A 17,014-nucleotide genomic window follows, 5' to 3' on the forward strand; every position below is an offset into this window, starting at 1 on the left:
GCAAAACCGAACCCTCCCCGACCTCCCACAAGGAAGCACTAATGAGAGCCGTGGCAGCCCGCCAAGTGATCACCGTCAACCCCGCAACCGGAGCACCCCTGAGCACGTACGACTCCTACTCCCCTGAGCAGATTGAGGACGCCCTCAACGCCGTCCACGTCGCCCAGCCCGCTTGGGCCCAGGAAGGTGTCCCCGGACGTGCCGCGCTCCTGGTCAAGCTCGCGGAACAGATCCGGCTCCAGCAGGAAGACCTCGCGTCCCTCATGGTCCAGGAGATGGGCAAACCCCTCAGGGAGGCCTTGGCGGAAGTCGAAAAGTGCGCCTGGGTCTGCGAATATTACGCCGAAGAAGGTCCCTCCGCCTTGGCCGACCGGGAAGTTGCGACGTCCGCTGTTCGCAGCTGGGTAGGCCACGAGCCGCTGGGCACCGTGCTGGCCATCATGCCGTGGAACTTTCCTTACTGGCAGGTGTTCCGGTTCGCCGCCCCGACGCTCCTGGCCGGCAATACTGCTTTGCTCAAGCATTCACCGAATGTCACCGGCTGCGCCCTTGCCGTCGAGCGGCTCCTCCTGGACGCGGGATTCCCCGACAACGTGTTCCGCACCCTAGTCATAGCCGAATTGGAAGTGCCGGCAGCCGCCGAGCGTCTCCTGTCCGATCCGCGCGTCGCGGCTGTCAGTCTCACCGGAAGCGAGCGGGCCGGCGCCGCTGTTGCGGCCTTGGCCGGCCGGGAAATCAAGAAGAGCCTGCTGGAGCTGGGCGGCTCTGATGCCTTTGTGGTGCTCGAGGACGCCGATCTGGAGGTCGCGGTCGCGTCGGCGGTTAAGTCGCGCTTCCTCAACACCGGGCAGAGCTGCCTGGCCGCGAAACGGTTCATTGTTCATGACGCTGTCGCGGACGAATTTCTGGAACGTTTCTCTGCCGCTGTGGCCGCGTTGCGGGTCGGAGATCCCTCAGACCTTTCCACGGCTATCGGGCCGCTGGCCCGCACTGACCTAGCCGAGGCAGCCGAACGGCAGGTTGCCGAGTCCGTCGCTGCAGGGGCACGAGTTCTCACTGGGGGTCACCGTCTCGACCGGCCAGGAGCCTGGTTTGCCCCCACCGTGGTGGCCGATGCCACCCTTGAGATGCCCGTCATGTCCGAGGAGACATTTGGGCCCGTGGCAGCTGTTGCCCGGGTTCGCAGTGATGACGAGGCCGTCGAGTTCGCCAATGCCACCCGCTACGGACTCGGTGCAAGCGTCTGGAGTGCTTCGCCTGAACGCGCCCTGAAACTGGGACGGCGCATCACTTCCGGTGCACTTTTCGTAAATGCCGTCGTCGCGTCCGATCCCCGGTTGCCCTTCGGCGGAACGAAACGAAGTGGCTACGGAAGGGAACTTGGCGACGCCGGTGCCATAGAGTTCACCAACATCCGTACCTTTTACATCGGATCCGGTGCTCCCCCGGCCGGTCCCGCGACGGAGTGACCTCGTGCAACCGTTCGCCTATGCCCGGCCTGGCAGCATCGCAGAAACCGTCGACTTACTCAGTGCCCATCCGGAGGCACGTCTCCTTGCCGGAGGGACGGACCTGACCGTCGGGCTTCGCGACGGGCGGATCACCCCGCCGCTCGTGGTTGATCTGAAACGCATCGAGGACCTTCCTCCGGTAATTGAAGCGACCGGCAGCCAGGTTCGGGTTTCCGCCACCGCTCAGTTGACGGACCTGGTTGCTGATAAAGCCGTGCAAAAGCACTTCCCTGCCCTCGTCGAGGCAGCAGATGTCGTGGGTTCAATCCAGATCCGTAACCGGGCCACGTTGGCGGGCAACATCTGCAACGCGTCTCCCGCGGCTGACACCGTTCCTGCCCTCGCCGTCTACGGAGCTGCGGTCGTGGTCGCCGGGCCGGACGGAGAACGAGAAATGCCTGTCGTGGATTTCATCCAAGGCAACCGGCGCACAGCCCTGGGTCCGGGTGAATTCGTCATCGCCGTGGTCCTGCCCATCCCTCAGGAGCCGCCCGGAGTCGCTTTCGCACGCATGACCCGCCGTCGAGGTGTTGACCTTGCAACGATCAATCTTTGTTGCCGCGTCGACAGAAGTGGCGCCGTTTCATACGCATTTGGTGCTGTGTCACCGAAACCGCTTCTGGTTTGCGAGCCGGGAGTACTGACCGACCCGGAATCCACGCCAGAGCAGAAGGAACGGGCGCTGGCAGTGCTCGTCGCCCATGCCAAACCGATCACGGACGTCAGGGCCAGCGCTTCATACAGGCTTGCGATGGTCAACGTCCTGGGCCGGCGTACACTCAAAATCGCCGTACAGCGCCTGAATGCGAAGGAGGAGCAATGACTCAAACGAACCCCCTACGGTTCTCGGTCAACGGATATCCCCAATCCCTCGACGTGCCGCCCAACCTGGCCCTTCTGGACGCCCTCCGGGATGGGGGCGGCCTGACAGGAACGAAGGAGTGCTGCGCCGTTGGCGAATGCGGAGCCTGTACGGTGAAGGTGAACGGCCGCACCGTTAACTCTTGCCTGATGCTTGCAGTCGAAGCCGACGGGGCCGAAATTACGACCATCGAAGGACTGGCCGTCGATGGTCAGCTGAATCCTGTCCAACAGGCATTTCTTGATTACGGCGCCATTCAATGCGGGTTCTGCATCCCAGGCATGGTGATGTCGGCGCAGGCTGTCATCGACAACAATCCGTGCCCCGGCCTCGAGGAAATCCGCGAAGGCCTTTCGGGAAACCTTTGCCGGTGCGCGGGATACAATCGCATGTTCGAAGCAATGCTCGAGGTCTCACGGCACAACGGTGACTCCGGCCCCCGGGAACAGGAGCGCAGGCGGGTGCGTCACGACGCGCTCCGGGGTGCCCAGGACGATGCCATTGCCCACGGTCCCGCAGAGGTGGAGTCATGATCACATCCGGTGGAGGGCCAGGCGTGACGACCGGCGCCGGCTCAGCCGTCAGCGACGGACCCAGCATCGGGACTTCCGCCCGCCGGATAGGTGGCAGAGAGCGTGTTACCGGAGCTCAGGAATTCCTCGCTGACATCCGTCTTGACGGGATGCTCGAAGTCAAGCTCATCACGTTGCCTGTAGCCCGGGCCCGCATCGTTGACGTCAACACCACACGGGCCTGGCAAGTCCCCGGTGTGCGGGACATCCTGACGGCAGCGGACCTGCCTCAGCCTATGCCACGCTTCGGGCCAGCGTACCAAGACCGTCCCATTCTCGCCGACGGGGAAACGAATTACCACGGAGAAGCAGTCGCAGCGGTTGCCGCCGACACCAAGGAGGCAGCGGAGCTCGCGGCTTCATTGGTCCAGGTCGAGTACGAGATTTTGCCGGCCGTGACGACAGTTGCCGCGGCCCTCGCCGCTGGCGCCCCGCTCGTCCAGGACCCCCGGATCCGCGTCTACGGGGATCCGTTGGCCGAGACCAACGTGCTGAAAGAACGCCACTACGGCTGGGGCGATGTGGACTCCATGCAGGAAGAGGCTGACCTTGTAATCGAGAACGCCTACACCTTTCCCATGGTGACCCACTTCGCGATCGAGCCCCATGGCTTCATCGCCGATGCGTCAGGGGGCGAGATCAGGCTCTGGAGTCCGGTCCAGCACCCTTACCTGCTCCAGAAGATGATGGCGGCGCTCTTCGACCTGCCCCTTACCCAGGTGAGAGTCTTTGCACCCGACCCAGGTGGGGGATTTGGCGGCAAGCAGAACCCCAAACTTGAACCCGTCCTTATCCTGCTCTCCCAGCGCACGGGACGACCATGCCGGCTTGTCCTAACCCTTGAGGAATCATTCCAAGCAGTCCGGCGCGCCGCGGCCGAGGTGCGTGTTCGCACCGGCTTCACCTCCGAAGGAGATCTGGTCTTTCAGGACATCGACTCCTCCTATCTCATCGGCGCCTACGCTGACATTGCTGAGCGCGTGATGACCAAGAGCGCCTATCTCGCATGTGGGCCTTACCGGACCCCCGCCGCAAGAATCAACGCCCGGGGGGTCCTCTCCCACACCACCCCGTCCACGGCGTTCCGCGGCTTCGGGACTCCCCAAATGAACTGGGCCATCGAGTCCCAAATCAATGAAGCCGCCCGGGCCTTGGGCATGGACGGATTTCAGATTCGCATGAAGAACTTGGCCCGGCGCGGTGAGGAAGTCGTCAAGAATGACTTCCCCTCCGACGGCGACTGGCTCCAGACCCTGCAGCTCGCGGCGGATATGCTCGGATGGGACACTCCCCTGCCACCCGGGAGGGGCCGCGGTATCGCGGTGGGCATCAAGTCGGGGGCCACCACCGGACTCTCCAACTCCACCGTGCGGCTGCTTAGTGACGGCAGCGTCGTCCTCTATGCCGGGACTTCCGACATGGGCCAGGGCGCCCGTACCATCTTCGCCCAGCTCGCCGCCGACGCTCTCGGCGCCCCGTTGGAGAAAGTCACCGTGATCATGGGCGACACTTCGGTGGTCCCCTTTGACATGCAGACATCCGCCAGCCGATCAACAGTCTTCATGGGCACCGCTATCAACCGCGCCTGCGATGACATCCACGCTCAGCTGCGCGAGCTCGCCTCTGACCTTCATGGGATCCCGGAAGACGATGTACGCGTTGAAGCCGGGACGGTGCACCTACCCGACAAATCCTTGCCAATCACCGACTTCGTCAAAGTCGGCCTAGGACGCTGGAACGGCGAGCTCATCGGCAACGGACGCATGCGAAAGCCACACATGCCCGAACACCCCCTTGGCGGAACACCGGCTTTTTTCGAGTTCAACTGCACCGCTTTCGAAATCGAGGTCGACAGCGAAACAGGCGAAATCCTTATCCACAAGCACGTCACCACAAGCGACGTCGGTAAAGCCCTGAACCCTCTCCAAGTGGAGATGCAGGACGAAGGGGCAGCCATCATGGGCCTCGGGCACTCCCTTATGGAGCACCTCATCCTGGACGATAACGGGGCAATCCGAAATCTGGGGGCCCTCGACTACCGCATCCCCACCACTAAGGACATCCCCATCCAACTCCGCACTGGGATGATAGAGAACGGTGACGGCCCGGGCCCCAACGGCGCAAAAGGCATCAGTGAAGGCGCCCTGCTGTGTACCGCCCCGGCGCTCTCTGATGCAGTGGCCAGTGCCGTCGGAGTTGTGATCCGAGACCTCCCGATGACTCCCGAAAAGGTGTGGAAAGCCATTGTCGAGGCCAAGACATCAGGCATGGAGCAGCGAAAGGATGGAGAGGGTGCCCATTGATGAAGATCAATAAGATGTAGGCATCCATCAGACAGCCGCAAACCGCGGCTGGTGATCGTGAACATGGCCTGTCAGCTTGGCTTGGCTTTCGGAGTTCCCTTAGCATCGGCCTGCTCCGTGGGTTGGAAAACGCGGCGGACAAGGAAGCCGGGCGTGTCTGCAGGTTCTTCTTTATCGCTGCCGCCGCGTTGTGGTTGTCCCTAGCAACTCATTCCAGGATCTGGATTCGTCACGGCACCGCGCGGCATTTGCTCCTTGATGGCGCGACAGCCCGGTCGCTGTGAAACACTAGGGGAATGCCGGTGTCAACAGCATTTGAGAACGAGAGTCTCTCGGAAAAGGTTAAGCGTACCATCATGGACCGCGTCTTGGATGGCACCTACCCTCCCGGGATGCGTCTCGTGGAACTGCAGCTTGCCAAGGAATTTGGCGTCAGCCAAGCTCCGGTGCGTGAGGCCCTGCGCGAGTTATCCTCCACCAGACTCGTCGAAAACCTCCCCCGCCGTGGAACCTTCGTACGCACAGCATCCCAAAACGACCTGGCCGAGGTCTATTTTGTCCGCGTCGCCTTGGAGGGAACTGCAGCCGCTGCCGCCTACCCGGCCTTGCATGCCGATCCCGCACCCCTGCGGGATGCCCTTGCCGGAATGCGCGAGGCTGCGGCCACCAACGATGCACACGGCATCGCGAAGTACAGCACAGACTTTCACCGTGCGGTGATCGCGGCTACAGGAAACAGGCTCATGATGGAAATCTGGGATTCTCTTCATGTGGAGGCCCGCACCATGGCCACGGTGATCCGCGGCCACGTTGATCTCAAGGCGGCCGCAGAAGCGCATGTGCCAATCCTTGACGCGTATGAGAACGGCACCCCGGAACTCTGCACAGAACTGGTCATCGAGCACCAGCACGAGTACTCCATTCTGCCCCAGGAATAGCGTCTCCCCCCTCGACCGATCCACGGATCGCAGACGTAACTTTGAGCAACTTCAAATTCCCGCTTGCGATGCAGTCCCCATCTTCAATCGTTGTCAGGCTCCGCCACGGCCTGATTTGTGAGGGCGCATACACCGAATCGGCCGAAGGTGTCAGGGCATCGCCAGGTGTGCGGATTTCCCGTTCCCGAGCATGAATCCTTCAGCCAACACTAGCGGTGTGGCCACCGGCATGGGCTTCCTTAGCCAACTGGCCGGTCCGTTCGACGTTCACCTTCTACTCCGGGACCAGGATGGCCTGTGCAGCGACAACCATGCCGGCGAAAAGGAGCGGGATCCAGCCCAAGTGCCGCGCTGCTTGGCAAAACTCGCGTCCAATGCGGCAAAGGAAACCCTAAACTTCGTTGCCGCGAAGGGCAGTACCCCTTAGAACGGCTCCCCGGATCACGGCGTTCAGTCCGGGGCAGTCACCACCGGTGGTTAGGATCCCAATTTGCACGACCAAGCCCGACCCGTGGGCGGAACTATGAAGCGTCGTCGTTGGTTTCGAGCAGGCGGACGAGGTGATCAAGTGCCTGCTCTGACCCGGTACCCTCACTGCCCAGGACAACACGGTCTCCCTGCTCGAGGCCCAGGCTCATCAGGAACAGCACGGAAGTAGCATCCATGGCTTCGGCTGGCGGGTCTTCCGCGCGGCGGATTGTGATGAATACTTTCTTTGGAATGAGTCAAGTAATCAGCGAAACCGGTGGTCTTCGACCATCCGGGCGACATGGAGCGTCAGGTATGTAACTTCGTCTTCCGTCAGAGGCTCACCCAGCCGCAACTCCAGCACCGCCTGCAGTTTGAGGGCGATGCCGTACGCCTCGGGATAGGACTCGCGGATTGCTTTGCTAAGTCTGCTGGCCCCGTCATCCAGCTGCCGGCCTGTCCTAGCACGGACGAAAAAATAGCGCAGGTGAGTGATGAAGCGGGCCGCGTTGACGGTGTCGCGGTCAAAGGGTCGCTCATAAGCCTGTTCCAAAACCTCGAAGAGCTGTGTGAAAACGCCCGTCATCTGATAGGTGAGGGAAAGGTCCCCAGTTGCGAAGCCCGCGTTCACTAGGTGGAGGGCAATTGGCACAGCTTCTTCCTCCGGCAGTGGCTGGTGCAAGCTGGTGTTGACGAATTCAAGGACGCGTTGAGCTGTCCGCAGCTCGTCCGGGTAGAGGTGTGCCACTTCAGCTCGTAACGGGTACTCCAACTGGATGCCTTGACGCAAGCGCTTGATGGCAAAACTGAGATGATCCGCGAGGCCAACTACGGTCGTCGAACTCGCGGGCGTGGGAAGGTCTCGTCTCGCCTTCTGCAGCGCTTGGTCAGCCAAAGCGAGATGCTCCGGGGGGATGGCTGCCACTAGGGCACCAAAGTTATCGGCGTTCCGCCCGTCCTCGGGATGGAACACGCGGACAACCTTGGTTTCGTCCACCTGGTGACCGGGTTTTGTTTGGAATCCCAACCCGCGCCCGGTGAGAATTAGTTCTCCACCGCTAGCGTCACGGGCGAGGACGACGTTGTTGTTGAAAATGCGCAACACCTCCAAGCCGTCCTCCTTCCGTTGTCGTTGAACATTGCATTCCCGCAGAGGATTGACGGCGCTGGTCTTCCTGACTGGCGCCGGCGATCTCTGGGTGTCCTAGGCTTTCAGGCTGGCACCGTTGGTGGCGATGACGTCCTTGTACCATCCGTAGGACTTCTTAGGATGACGGGCCAGGGAGCCGCTGCCGTCGTCGTTGCGGTCCACATAGATGAAGCCGTAGCGCTTACTCATCTGCGCCGTCGATGCGCTGACCAGGTCGATGCAACCCCACGAGGTGTAGCCCAGAAGCCGAACACCGTCGGCCACGGCCTCTCGGGCCTGCACTAGGTGGTCGTTAAGGTATCCGATGCGGTAGTCGTCGACGACGGTCTTTTCGCCATCAACCTCTACCAGCTCGTCAACTGCACCCAGACCGTTCTCCACGACGAACAGCGGTTTCTGCCAGCGGTCCCAGTAGTCGTTGAGCGCCACCCGGAGGCCCTGCGGGTCGATCTGCCAGCCCCACTCCGACGCCTTGAGCGTGGGGTTGGGGACGCCGCCCATGATGTTGCCGGAGCCCTTCACCTTCATGGCCGGATCCGCGGTTTCGCAGATGCTCATGTAGTAGCTGAACGAGACGAAATCAACCGTTTCTTTCAGGTCCTCGCGGTCCTGTGCGGTGATGTCCAGCTCGATGCCGTTGTCCCGGAAGTACCGCAGCAGGTAGCCAGGGTACTCGCCGCGGCAGTGAATGTCACCGAACGCGTAGCTGTCCTGCGCCGTGTGCATGGCAGCCACAACGTCGGAGGGGTCCGGGGTCAGCGGATAAGCGGGCATGGCGATAATCATGCATCCCACCTGGGCGCCGGGCATCAGCTCGTGCGCCAGTTTCGTGGCCCGCGCCGACGCCACCAGCTCATGGTGGATGGCCTGGTAGAGGTCCCGCTTGGTGAGCTGTTCCTTAGGGGTTGAAATCCCGCCGGACAGGAACGGTTCATGGATCACTGAGTTGATCTCGTTGAACGTCAGCCAGTATTTCACGCGGCCGCCGAAGTACCCAAACAGTGTGCGGCAGTAGCGCTCATAGAACCCGATAAGCTCCCGGTTGGTCCAGCCGTTGTACTTGCGCGCCAGATGGAGCGGGGTCTCGTAGTGGCTGATGGTCACCAGCGGTTCAATCCCGTGCTTCTCGAGCTCGTCGAGGATCCGGGAGTAGAAGGCCAGTCCCTCTGCATTGGGGCTATCCTCATCGCCGAGCGGAAAGATCCGGCTCCATGCGATGGAGAAGCGGAACACCTTGAAGCCCATGTCCGCAAAGAGGGCGATGTCCTCCGCGTAGCGGTGGAAGAAGTCGATGGCCACCTGCTTGAGGTTCTCGGGCGTCGGGCCTTCAGCAGGGGTTTCCGTGATGCCCTTCGGCATCACATCCTGAATGGAGAGGCCTTTGCCGCCCTCATCGTAAGCGCCCTCAATCTGGTTGGCGGCGGTGGCGCCGCCCCAGAGGAATCCCTCCGGGAAAGTGTTGATCACAGTGTTGGTTCCCTCATCTGTAGAACGTGAAAGTTGAGTGAGGACTTGACGTTCAGACCTGGACGGTGATGGCGGGGTCCCCCTCGGCCAAGTTTCCTGCCTTTACAGGATCGACGCTGGCGAGCTGCGCGGTGTTGGTGACCACCACCAGCGTGGTCGTGTCATAACCTTCGGCGGCGACGATTTCAAGATCGACGACGGCGAGCAGGTCACCAGCACGCACCTGCTGGCCGCGGGTCACTGCGGACTCAAAGCCGCGCCCCTGAAGCTGAACGGTGTCGATCCCAATGTGAACTAGAACCTCCACGCCGTCGTCCGATTTAATGCCGAAGGCGTGCCCTGTCTTCATGGCCGCCTTAATTGTTCCGGTGATGGGCGAGCAGATGCGGCCGTCCACAGGAACGATGCCAAGGCCCTTGCCCATGGCGCCGGAAGCGAACACCTTGTCCTGAACATCCGCCATAGCCACAGCCTGTCCTGCGACGGGCGCCGCGACCGTCAGGGTGCCTGTGGAAGCTACCAGGGCATTGCCCGCCGACGCTATTCCGTTCGTGCCTGCAGCGGTTTCCGCATCGGGAGCTGCGACGACGACAGCTGCTTCCAGCTCCCGTGGGCCAAAGAAGCAGGTAAGGGTGAAGGCAATGACGACGGCGACGCCTGTGCCCAGCAACTGCAGTCCGAAGCTGCCGACAGTACTGAAGGCCGGCAGGCTGAGAAGCGACGGGAACACAAAAGCGCTGGCACCGCCGCCGCCGGCGGCAGCGATTGCGCCGCCCACAACACCGCCGGCAATGCCGAAGTAGAACGGCTTCTTCAGGGGCAGGTTGACCCCGTAAATGGCAGGCTCGGTGACGCCAGCCAGGAACCCTGACAAAGCTGCGGGACCGGCCACGATGCGGCGGGCCTTGTTCCGCGTGCGGAACAGGACGGCCAGCGTAGCAGCAGCCTGGGACAGCACGGCGGGGAGCAGCGGGCCGAGCAGCAGCGAATAGCCCTGGGTTGCGAGCTCGTTCAACATGCCCGGAATGAGACCCCAGTGTAGGCCGAAGAGCACGAAGACCTGCCAGAAGCCACCCACAATGGCTCCGGCAAGCCACGGCGCAAGCGTAAAGGCTGCACTGATTCCCGCGGAGAGACCCTGCGCCGCGTAGGTTGTAGCCGGACCGACGGTCAGCAGGATCAAGGGCACCATGACAAGCATCGTCAACAGCGGCGTGGTGAAATTCCGGATGGCTGATGGCAGCACACGATCGAGGAAACGCTCCAGGTAGCCCTGCAGCCACACCGCCACGATGATCGGAATGACCGAGCTGGTGTAATTCATCATCACCACTGGGAGTCCAGCGAAGGTGATCGGTTCTGTTTGGGCGGCCAACGCGACAATGCTCGGGTAGACCAGCGCCCCGCCAATGGCCATGGATGTGAACTGGTTGGTTTTGAACCGCTTCGCTGCGGTGACAGCCAGGAACAGCGGCAGGAAGTAGAAGATCGCATCCGCAGTCGCCGCAAGGATCACATTGGTCTGCGATGACGGGTCAAGCCAGCCGAACTGGGTGGCCATGCTCAGGAACGCCTTGAGAAGGCCAGCCGCGGCAAGCGGCCAGATGACAGGTGAAAAGATCGAAGAGATCAGGTCGATGAACCGGTTGAAAAAGTTGCCGTGTGTGACAGGTTCCCCGCTGGCCGCGGTGTCCCCCGTGAGCTTGGTGATCTTGCCGAGCTCAGCATAGACAGTGGGGACATTGTTGCCCACTACAACCTGAAACTGTCCGCCCGCCTTCATCACCGTAATAACACCCGGCAGTTTCTCGATGGCTGCCGTGTCAGCCTTTGCATCGTCCCGCAGCTTGAGCCGCAGCCGCGTGGCGCAGTGGGTGACACTTGAGACGTTCTTTTCACCGCCCACTCCCTGCAAAATATCTCCGGCCAGCGACCGGTAGTCCACACTTGCCATGTCAGACCTCTCTGTCCATTTTGGGCATAAAAAAAGACCCGAGGACGCACAAATGGCGCTTCTCAGGTCTTGCCCCGATTTGGGTAACAATCCACAGGCATATGCCTTCGATAATCGATAATACTCGGTAGTGGCCGTGAGTGCAATCACTCAGGCACAAATGCCCCGAATTTCTGTGCCACGAGCACCGCCCTCTGGCCTGCCGGGCCAAGGCCGCGGCAGTTTCTGCTGCTCCGCGTACCTGCTAACCCGCCGCCGGTGAAAACCGGGGCGGGCTAGCAGCTACGCCCGTTCATGAGGAGAGGGGCTTCCCAGCGTCGGCCGCATTGATCATCTCGATCAGCATGCGGTCGGGCGAGTTGACCAAGCGGCTCTTGTCGTCGAAGACCATCGTCCACTGATCCGTCTTTGTGTAGGCGGGCCAGGCGTTCTTCCCGGCGCCCCCGGGGTTGCCCGTGCGTACGAAGTTCGCCAGGGCGCTCGAGGTGACGTCTGAGAAAGCTTGAGCCTCCTTTTCCGCTCCAGCCACCAGCGCGGGGATCTTGTCCGTGTTGTCGAAGATAAAGGGTAGGTCTCCGCTCGTGTGGTAGGAGACGGTGCCACCGAAGAACGGGAGCTCCCAAGCGAACAATGCGGAATAGACCGGAGCGCCGCCAGCGGTCGCTGACTTGGGGTCCGCGCTGGTTGTCCGTGAGACGAACGGAAGGGTACTCATGTACAGCACGTCGACCACGTCGTGGTTAGGGAACTGCTTCTGGAACTCGCCGACGATCTTGTCCTTCCACACCCCGAAACGCTCGTCCAGGAGTTCCTGAACACGTCCTGGTGTGAGTTCGGGCTTGTATACGTCTTTTAATGGATCAGCCGCTACATCGAACCCAGTCGCATTGATGACATTGGAGGAGAACTCGCCAAAGTTATTGGTGGTCAGCAACGGAACGTTCTTAGAGATCGGTGAGAAGACGCCGTCTTGAACCGGAGCGACGGGGACAACTGAACCGTCTATGACGATACCGGGGACGAAGCCGGCTTCCTTGGCCGCTACGAGAATTTCATCGTAAGGCAATGCCTTCAACTCTTCGACCTTGCTGATGCCCAGCTTTTGGAAAACCTTGGCGCTGCTCGCTCTGGCCTCATCCTGTGTAACCGCCCAGACTGAACCGCTCATGGCAACTGCCCGCTGGAAGAGTCCTTGAGCGGATGGCATCGCCATCAGTGCCTCGACCTTTGCTGCGCCGCCAGACTGCCCGATGATCGTGACGGCGCTCGGGTCACCGCCAAACAGGGAGATGTTCTTTTGAACCCACTCCAGAGCGGCGACTTGGTCAAGCTGGCCGAGATTGCCGGTTCCAGTGTATGCATCGCCGTAACCAGAGAGGTCAAGGTAGCCGAGGACATTCAAACGGCTGTTCAGGCTTACGAAGACCACGTCTTCGTCTTCAGCGAAGTTGTGGCCGTCATAGAAGGCGAGCTCTCCACTTGAGCCACTCGAAAGGCCGCCTCCATGAATCCAGACCACCACCGGCTTCTTCGCAGCGGGATCGGTGCTGGTCGACCAGACGTTGAGATTCAAACAGTTTTCATTCTCCACCATGTCTTGCGCCGTGGGTCCTGCGAAGTCGTAGCTGTTCACTTTGTCCGCGCCGTTCGGGCAGACCTCACCGTAACTGAGCGCCTTCTTGATGCCGTCCCATGCGGCAGCTTGCGGCTTCTCAAAGCGCTTGACAGAAGCGTACGGAATGCCCTTGAACTGATAGACACCATCGACCTTCGCCCCCATGACTTCGCCTCCGCTCACGGTGGAGAACGCTGGTTCCGTGGCGGTTCGGGTGCTTTGCGCCTTCGATGCTGGTGTGCCACTGCTGGCGCCGGCGCTTGCCATGGATATCGATAGGAGGGCAAGGAGTGCCACGGCGGGGACTGCGGCTGACCTACGATTGATCTTCATTGATTCCTCGAGTTTCTAGATGAGATGTGGATTTTAGGAGACGCAACCGGGCACAAAAAAAGACCTGAGCACGATGTGCTCAGGTCTTGCCCGGCCCAGCCGGTAACAATCCTGAACGTCCGAAGACGTCAGTCGAGCGTAACCGGGCGCGTTGGTCGGGTCAAGAGGCCGACGAGATTCACCAATAGTGCTCGCGAAACATGGTGCATGCCTCATCTGAGAAACGCTCGCGAAATCATGGGCTACGAGCATGGCGGTCACGATGAGGGATGGATCTGTCGATGGCGACGCGTAGGGCGCCCGCTGTCCATTGTATGCCGAGCTATTGCCAGACAACCCGCATCGCGAGGAGGTGTGATGACATGGTCTTACCATGTGGATCTATGGTGGGCGATCTGGTCACACCCCCGGTGAGAACGCCCCGGAGCGCGATGGAGGTGGCCGCCAGATGGGGTGCCCAGTGAATTGTCACTGCTGTGGGATCAATCCCAAAATGCGCTGCGAGTGATTCAGTCGAGATGGCCTCGGTGAGCTGACTATAATCCTGAGGGTCGTAAGGAGCGAGCATGAGGATTGATGTGTCCCCTTCGTCTCCTGCTCTGGCGTGGGCGATGGACGCCAGTGGGATCAAACGATGCCTCACCGGAAGAGCTCCACTTTCGGGGTGACCGCCTCGCGTGGGATCAGCGTCGAGACTATGCCAATTGTTTCTATTATGCTCGAGGTGGCTCCGCCGCCGCCGGAGGGTCCGTTCGTGTATAGGGCTTCGACTTCTTCACCGAGGGTCACGGCTTTGCTGTAGTCAAAGGTCCTTACTGACATTCTGGCGCGGACTTCCATTGGTTCCGTGTCTGATGTCCACCAGGGGCGGGAGGCATTCTGGCCGAGGTAGTCGCAGCGCAATTCGTCAGTCGCATACCCGTAGACTTCCCGCCAACGTTCGTTGATGATTTCGTAGGCCATCCGGGCTCTTTGGAGGCAGCCCGCTCCTGCGTAGCTGATCTCCGCAATGGCCAGGTATCCGTCCTGGACGCCGACGCTGACCTTCAGGGTCGGCGGCACACCGACTTGGCGCGCCCCGCTTACGCGGACTTGGTCTGGCCCCGTCTCGGTGATGGTTACATGGGACAGGTCAAGGGCCACATCTGGGGTGAGGTAACAGGCAGGATCGTCAATCTCGTAGAGCAGTTGTTCCAAGGTGGTCCTTCTGTCCAGCAGCCCTCCGGTGCCAGCTACCTTCCCGAATGTTGCCGCCCCAGTCTCCTCCACATCGGCGAAGGGGAAGCCGAGCATGCTGAGTCCCGGGACTTTCTTGGCGTTGCCATCGGCGAAGTATCCGCCGGTGAGTTGCCCGGAGCATTCAAGCAAGTGGCCCACGAGTGTCCCTTCTGCCAAGAGGTCAAGGTTGTTACGGTCCCATCCGTGGTGGTGAGCAATCGGGGCAAGGAAGAGAGAGGCGTCGCCAACGCGGCCAGTGATCACCACCTGTGACCCGGCGTCGAGCGCCTCGAGGATTCCGGTGATGCCAAGGTAGGCGTTGGCTGAGACGAGCCGGTCGCGGATGTCATACAAAGTATCGTCCGTGCCGATGATCCGCGAGTTCTTAAGGTCGAGTAATTCCAGCACGTCATCGTTGGACACTGCGGCTATGGTGGCGGTGGGATGTCCGAGCTCCCTGGCGAGGGTCTTGACCGCTTTGGCTCCGGCGGTGGGGTTGGCGGCACCTGCGTTGGTGAGGGTTGTCCCGCTTCTGGAGAGCATCTGCGGCAAGGTGCCGCGTAGACGACGCAGAATTCTGGGATCATAGCCTGCAGATTTTCCGCTCCGGGCATCATGTTGTGCGAGGGCTATCGTTCGCTCGGCCAGGCACTCGAAGACTAGCGCATCCAACTCCCCGTGTTCTGCCAGTAGTTCCGCCGGTTCGTAGCGGTCTCCGGCAAAACCGCTGCCTGCGCCTATCCTGTAGGTGCTATTCGTAGTCACGGCCGTGATATCCCATCCCAAAGTTCGAGCAATAATGTGTAGTTCAAGGTGGCGTCAAGCTTTTCATCGCCGAAGGAAGATGCATTGAGTTCGTTACCGCGCACTTCTGCCCAACCTGGCTGACCGGTGGTTGCGAACGCGACGACGGCCGAGGTGATGGCGGCTCGCCGGGTGCTTTCGTCGGCCGTTTCCGCTGCAGCCGGTATTCCGAAGATGGCATTCACATCGCAGGCGTGGCTGGCAGGTTTTTCACCCGCGCGGGGCACCATCGCCAGATAGGCCAGGCCGCCTGCCCGAGCATGCGCCTGCGCGAGGCGAAGTGCCGGTAGGCGGTAAATCCAGTCGGTGAGCATCCGTTCCTTGAGCGACCCGGGGTCCGTTTTTCCGGTGCTCGAGTAATGCTGGTGCAGCTGGGCGATGCGCTCAAATGGTATCCCCCAACTTTTCATCTCGGAGATCAGAGTATTTGACGAAGGGGGGTCGAACCGAGACGGGTCGGCGCTCCTGAAAAGTGATATCTCGTCTTGCGTCGAGGAGACGAGGATGGGAATTCTTGACAATTCTCCTGAGCTGAACGCTTCCATGGGGTGTTTCTGTAGGACAGCGTTCGGTGTTCCCCCGTCAAGGACAACGCCGAGAGCCTGAGGTACCGCAGAGTTTCGGATCCCAATGTCCTCGGCGGTAAAGGCACGCTGGGCCGTCTGAACGTCATGGGCTGGGCCTGAGGCTAGGGCGGCCAGCGGGTCGTCAGCGTGCAGCGCTAAGATCAGGGCGTCTGCCTGCTTCTTTGCCTGTCCCAGAGGTACCAATCTGGACGCTCCCCCGCTGAACAAGGCCAGGCGGTGGTAGAGGCCTTTTGCGGTGGGCGCCGCTGCGAGGGCCGCAGCGATGAAACCGCCGGCGCTTTCGCCGATGACGGTGATATTGGTCGGCTCGCCGCCGTAGTTGTCGATGTTTTCGTTGACCCACCGCAGGCCGGCGATTACGTCCTGCACTCCAAGGTTGGTGGCGTGACTGAACTCTCGGCCCCTGTCTGCAAGGTAGCTGAAGCCCAGGGCGCCGACCCGGTAATTCAGGGAGACGACCACCATGGGACCAAGGGCAGCAAGCACGGACCCGTTCGTTAGTGGTGACGCGTTTGACCCTCCTTCGAAGCCACCCCCGTAGACCCACACGACCACAGGCAGGGCGCCACTGTGGGAAGCTGGTGCCCAGACATTTAGGTTCAGGCAATCCTCGGAGAATTGGAGATCCGGCGGCAGCCCTGTTGACACAGGCTGCAGGGGGCTTGGTCCGTAGCCAGAACCGACATGTTTCGAACCGTGGTCCCGGATCAGTATTGGCGGTGCGAATCGGTGCTCGATTTCCGCGAAACGGATCCCCAAATAGCAGTCGACGCTCTTCCTCAATGAGTTTGGAACGCGAACCGCCTGTCTTTTGATGTCCGGTTTGGTCATTTTAATGTGGAGGTGGTTGGTGCTCGCGGGTGTGGAGATGTCTCGTTCGTGGGGACCGCTGAGTCATACATGGGATGCCATTGGCGATCCGCTATTGGGTCGAGCTTCAAACGCAGAGTCGTGGCAAGGCTACGCCCGGGTCCCAGGATATGGGGCCCGAGGCCGATCGGTGCTTGGCCCGAGGGGTGCGACGCCGGTTCGATTCCGACGCCGTCAACGCGCCCATACCACGGGCTTCCGGACGTGTGTCGTCGTTCCTGCCAAACATAGGCATGCGGAAGCACTGAGGCATCCCAGTTTAACTCTAGCGTCTGGCGCAGAAGCGGCAGAGGGACGACGCATCGTCCGCTACTCTCGTCGACGTCGGAGAATTCCGCTCTTTCTGAGGGCACCACAAGCAC

At 61.1% G+C, this 17,014-nt stretch carries 13 protein-coding genes; 6 read left to right on the plus strand and 7 right to left on the minus strand.

Annotated features, from left to right (window positions below; genetic code table 11):
- Nucleotides 1-41 precede the first annotated feature (41 nt).
- The 6 genes from ACIQLI_RS06285 to ACIQLI_RS06310 all read left to right on the plus strand — a co-directional run bounded on the left by ACIQLI_RS06285 (nucleotide 42) and on the right by ACIQLI_RS06310 (nucleotide 6,613).
- Nucleotides 42-1,469 (plus strand): NAD-dependent succinate-semialdehyde dehydrogenase, encoded by a 1,428-nt coding sequence (locus ACIQLI_RS06285; RefSeq protein WP_400386210.1) that lies wholly within the window; start codon nucleotides 42-44, stop codon nucleotides 1,467-1,469.
- A gap of 4 nt (nucleotides 1,470-1,473) precedes the next feature.
- Complete coding sequence (locus ACIQLI_RS06290; protein ID WP_400386212.1) at nucleotides 1,474-2,334, plus strand: FAD binding domain-containing protein; 861 nt, start codon at nucleotides 1,474-1,476, stop codon at nucleotides 2,332-2,334.
- Complete coding sequence (locus ACIQLI_RS06295; RefSeq protein WP_400386214.1) at nucleotides 2,331-2,906, plus strand: (2Fe-2S)-binding protein; 576 nt, start codon at nucleotides 2,331-2,333, stop codon at nucleotides 2,904-2,906. The genes ACIQLI_RS06290 and ACIQLI_RS06295 overlap by 4 nt, the downstream gene beginning before the upstream one ends.
- Nucleotides 2,903-5,248, plus strand: a complete 2,346-nt coding sequence (locus ACIQLI_RS06300; protein WP_400386216.1) for a xanthine dehydrogenase family protein molybdopterin-binding subunit — start codon at nucleotides 2,903-2,905, stop codon at nucleotides 5,246-5,248. The genes ACIQLI_RS06295 and ACIQLI_RS06300 overlap by 4 nt, the downstream gene beginning before the upstream one ends.
- A gap of 296 nt (nucleotides 5,249-5,544) precedes the next feature.
- Nucleotides 5,545-6,186 (plus strand): GntR family transcriptional regulator, encoded by a 642-nt coding sequence (locus tag ACIQLI_RS06305; RefSeq protein ID WP_400386219.1) that lies wholly within the window; start codon nucleotides 5,545-5,547, stop codon nucleotides 6,184-6,186.
- A gap of 217 nt (nucleotides 6,187-6,403) precedes the next feature.
- Entirely contained in the window at nucleotides 6,404-6,613 is a 210-nt protein-coding gene (locus tag ACIQLI_RS06310) for a hypothetical protein (RefSeq protein ID WP_400386782.1), read from the plus strand.
- A 94-nt stretch (nucleotides 6,614-6,707) separates the two neighbouring features.
- Here the strand turns inward: ACIQLI_RS06310 and ACIQLI_RS06315 are convergent, their stop codons facing one another.
- From ACIQLI_RS06315 to ACIQLI_RS06345, 7 genes are all read right to left on the minus strand, one after another.
- On the minus strand, nucleotides 6,708-6,908 hold the full coding sequence (locus tag ACIQLI_RS06315; protein ID WP_400386763.1) for an HPr family phosphocarrier protein: 201 nt from the start codon (nucleotides 6,906-6,908) through the stop codon (nucleotides 6,708-6,710).
- 11 nt (nucleotides 6,909-6,919) lie between these two features.
- Nucleotides 6,920-7,759, minus strand: coding sequence for a BglG family transcription antiterminator (locus ACIQLI_RS06320; RefSeq protein WP_400386766.1), 840 nt, complete (start codon nucleotides 7,757-7,759; stop codon nucleotides 6,920-6,922).
- Nucleotides 7,760-7,858: 99 nt separating this feature from the next.
- Complete coding sequence (locus ACIQLI_RS06325; RefSeq protein WP_400386222.1) at nucleotides 7,859-9,271, minus strand: glycoside hydrolase family 1 protein; 1,413 nt, start codon at nucleotides 9,269-9,271, stop codon at nucleotides 7,859-7,861.
- Nucleotides 9,272-9,323: 52 nt separating this feature from the next.
- Nucleotides 9,324-11,225 (minus strand): beta-glucoside-specific PTS transporter subunit IIABC, encoded by a 1,902-nt coding sequence (locus tag ACIQLI_RS06330; RefSeq protein ID WP_400386225.1) that lies wholly within the window; start codon nucleotides 11,223-11,225, stop codon nucleotides 9,324-9,326.
- A 292-nt stretch (nucleotides 11,226-11,517) separates the two neighbouring features.
- On the minus strand, nucleotides 11,518-13,173 hold the full coding sequence (locus ACIQLI_RS06335) for a carboxylesterase/lipase family protein (RefSeq protein WP_400386228.1): 1,656 nt from the start codon (nucleotides 13,171-13,173) through the stop codon (nucleotides 11,518-11,520).
- A 639-nt stretch (nucleotides 13,174-13,812) separates the two neighbouring features.
- Nucleotides 13,813-15,156 (minus strand): acyclic terpene utilization AtuA family protein, encoded by a 1,344-nt coding sequence (locus ACIQLI_RS06340; RefSeq protein WP_400386231.1) that lies wholly within the window; start codon nucleotides 15,154-15,156, stop codon nucleotides 13,813-13,815.
- Nucleotides 15,153-16,613 (minus strand): carboxylesterase family protein, encoded by a 1,461-nt coding sequence (locus ACIQLI_RS06345; protein WP_400386234.1) that lies wholly within the window; start codon nucleotides 16,611-16,613, stop codon nucleotides 15,153-15,155. Before ACIQLI_RS06345 ends, ACIQLI_RS06340 begins: the two co-directional genes overlap by 4 nt.
- Nucleotides 16,614-17,014 lie beyond the last annotated feature (401 nt).

This window comes from Paenarthrobacter sp. NPDC091669, from assembly GCF_044756725.1.
Lineage (GTDB): Bacteria > Actinomycetota > Actinomycetes > Actinomycetales > Micrococcaceae > Arthrobacter > Arthrobacter bambusae_C.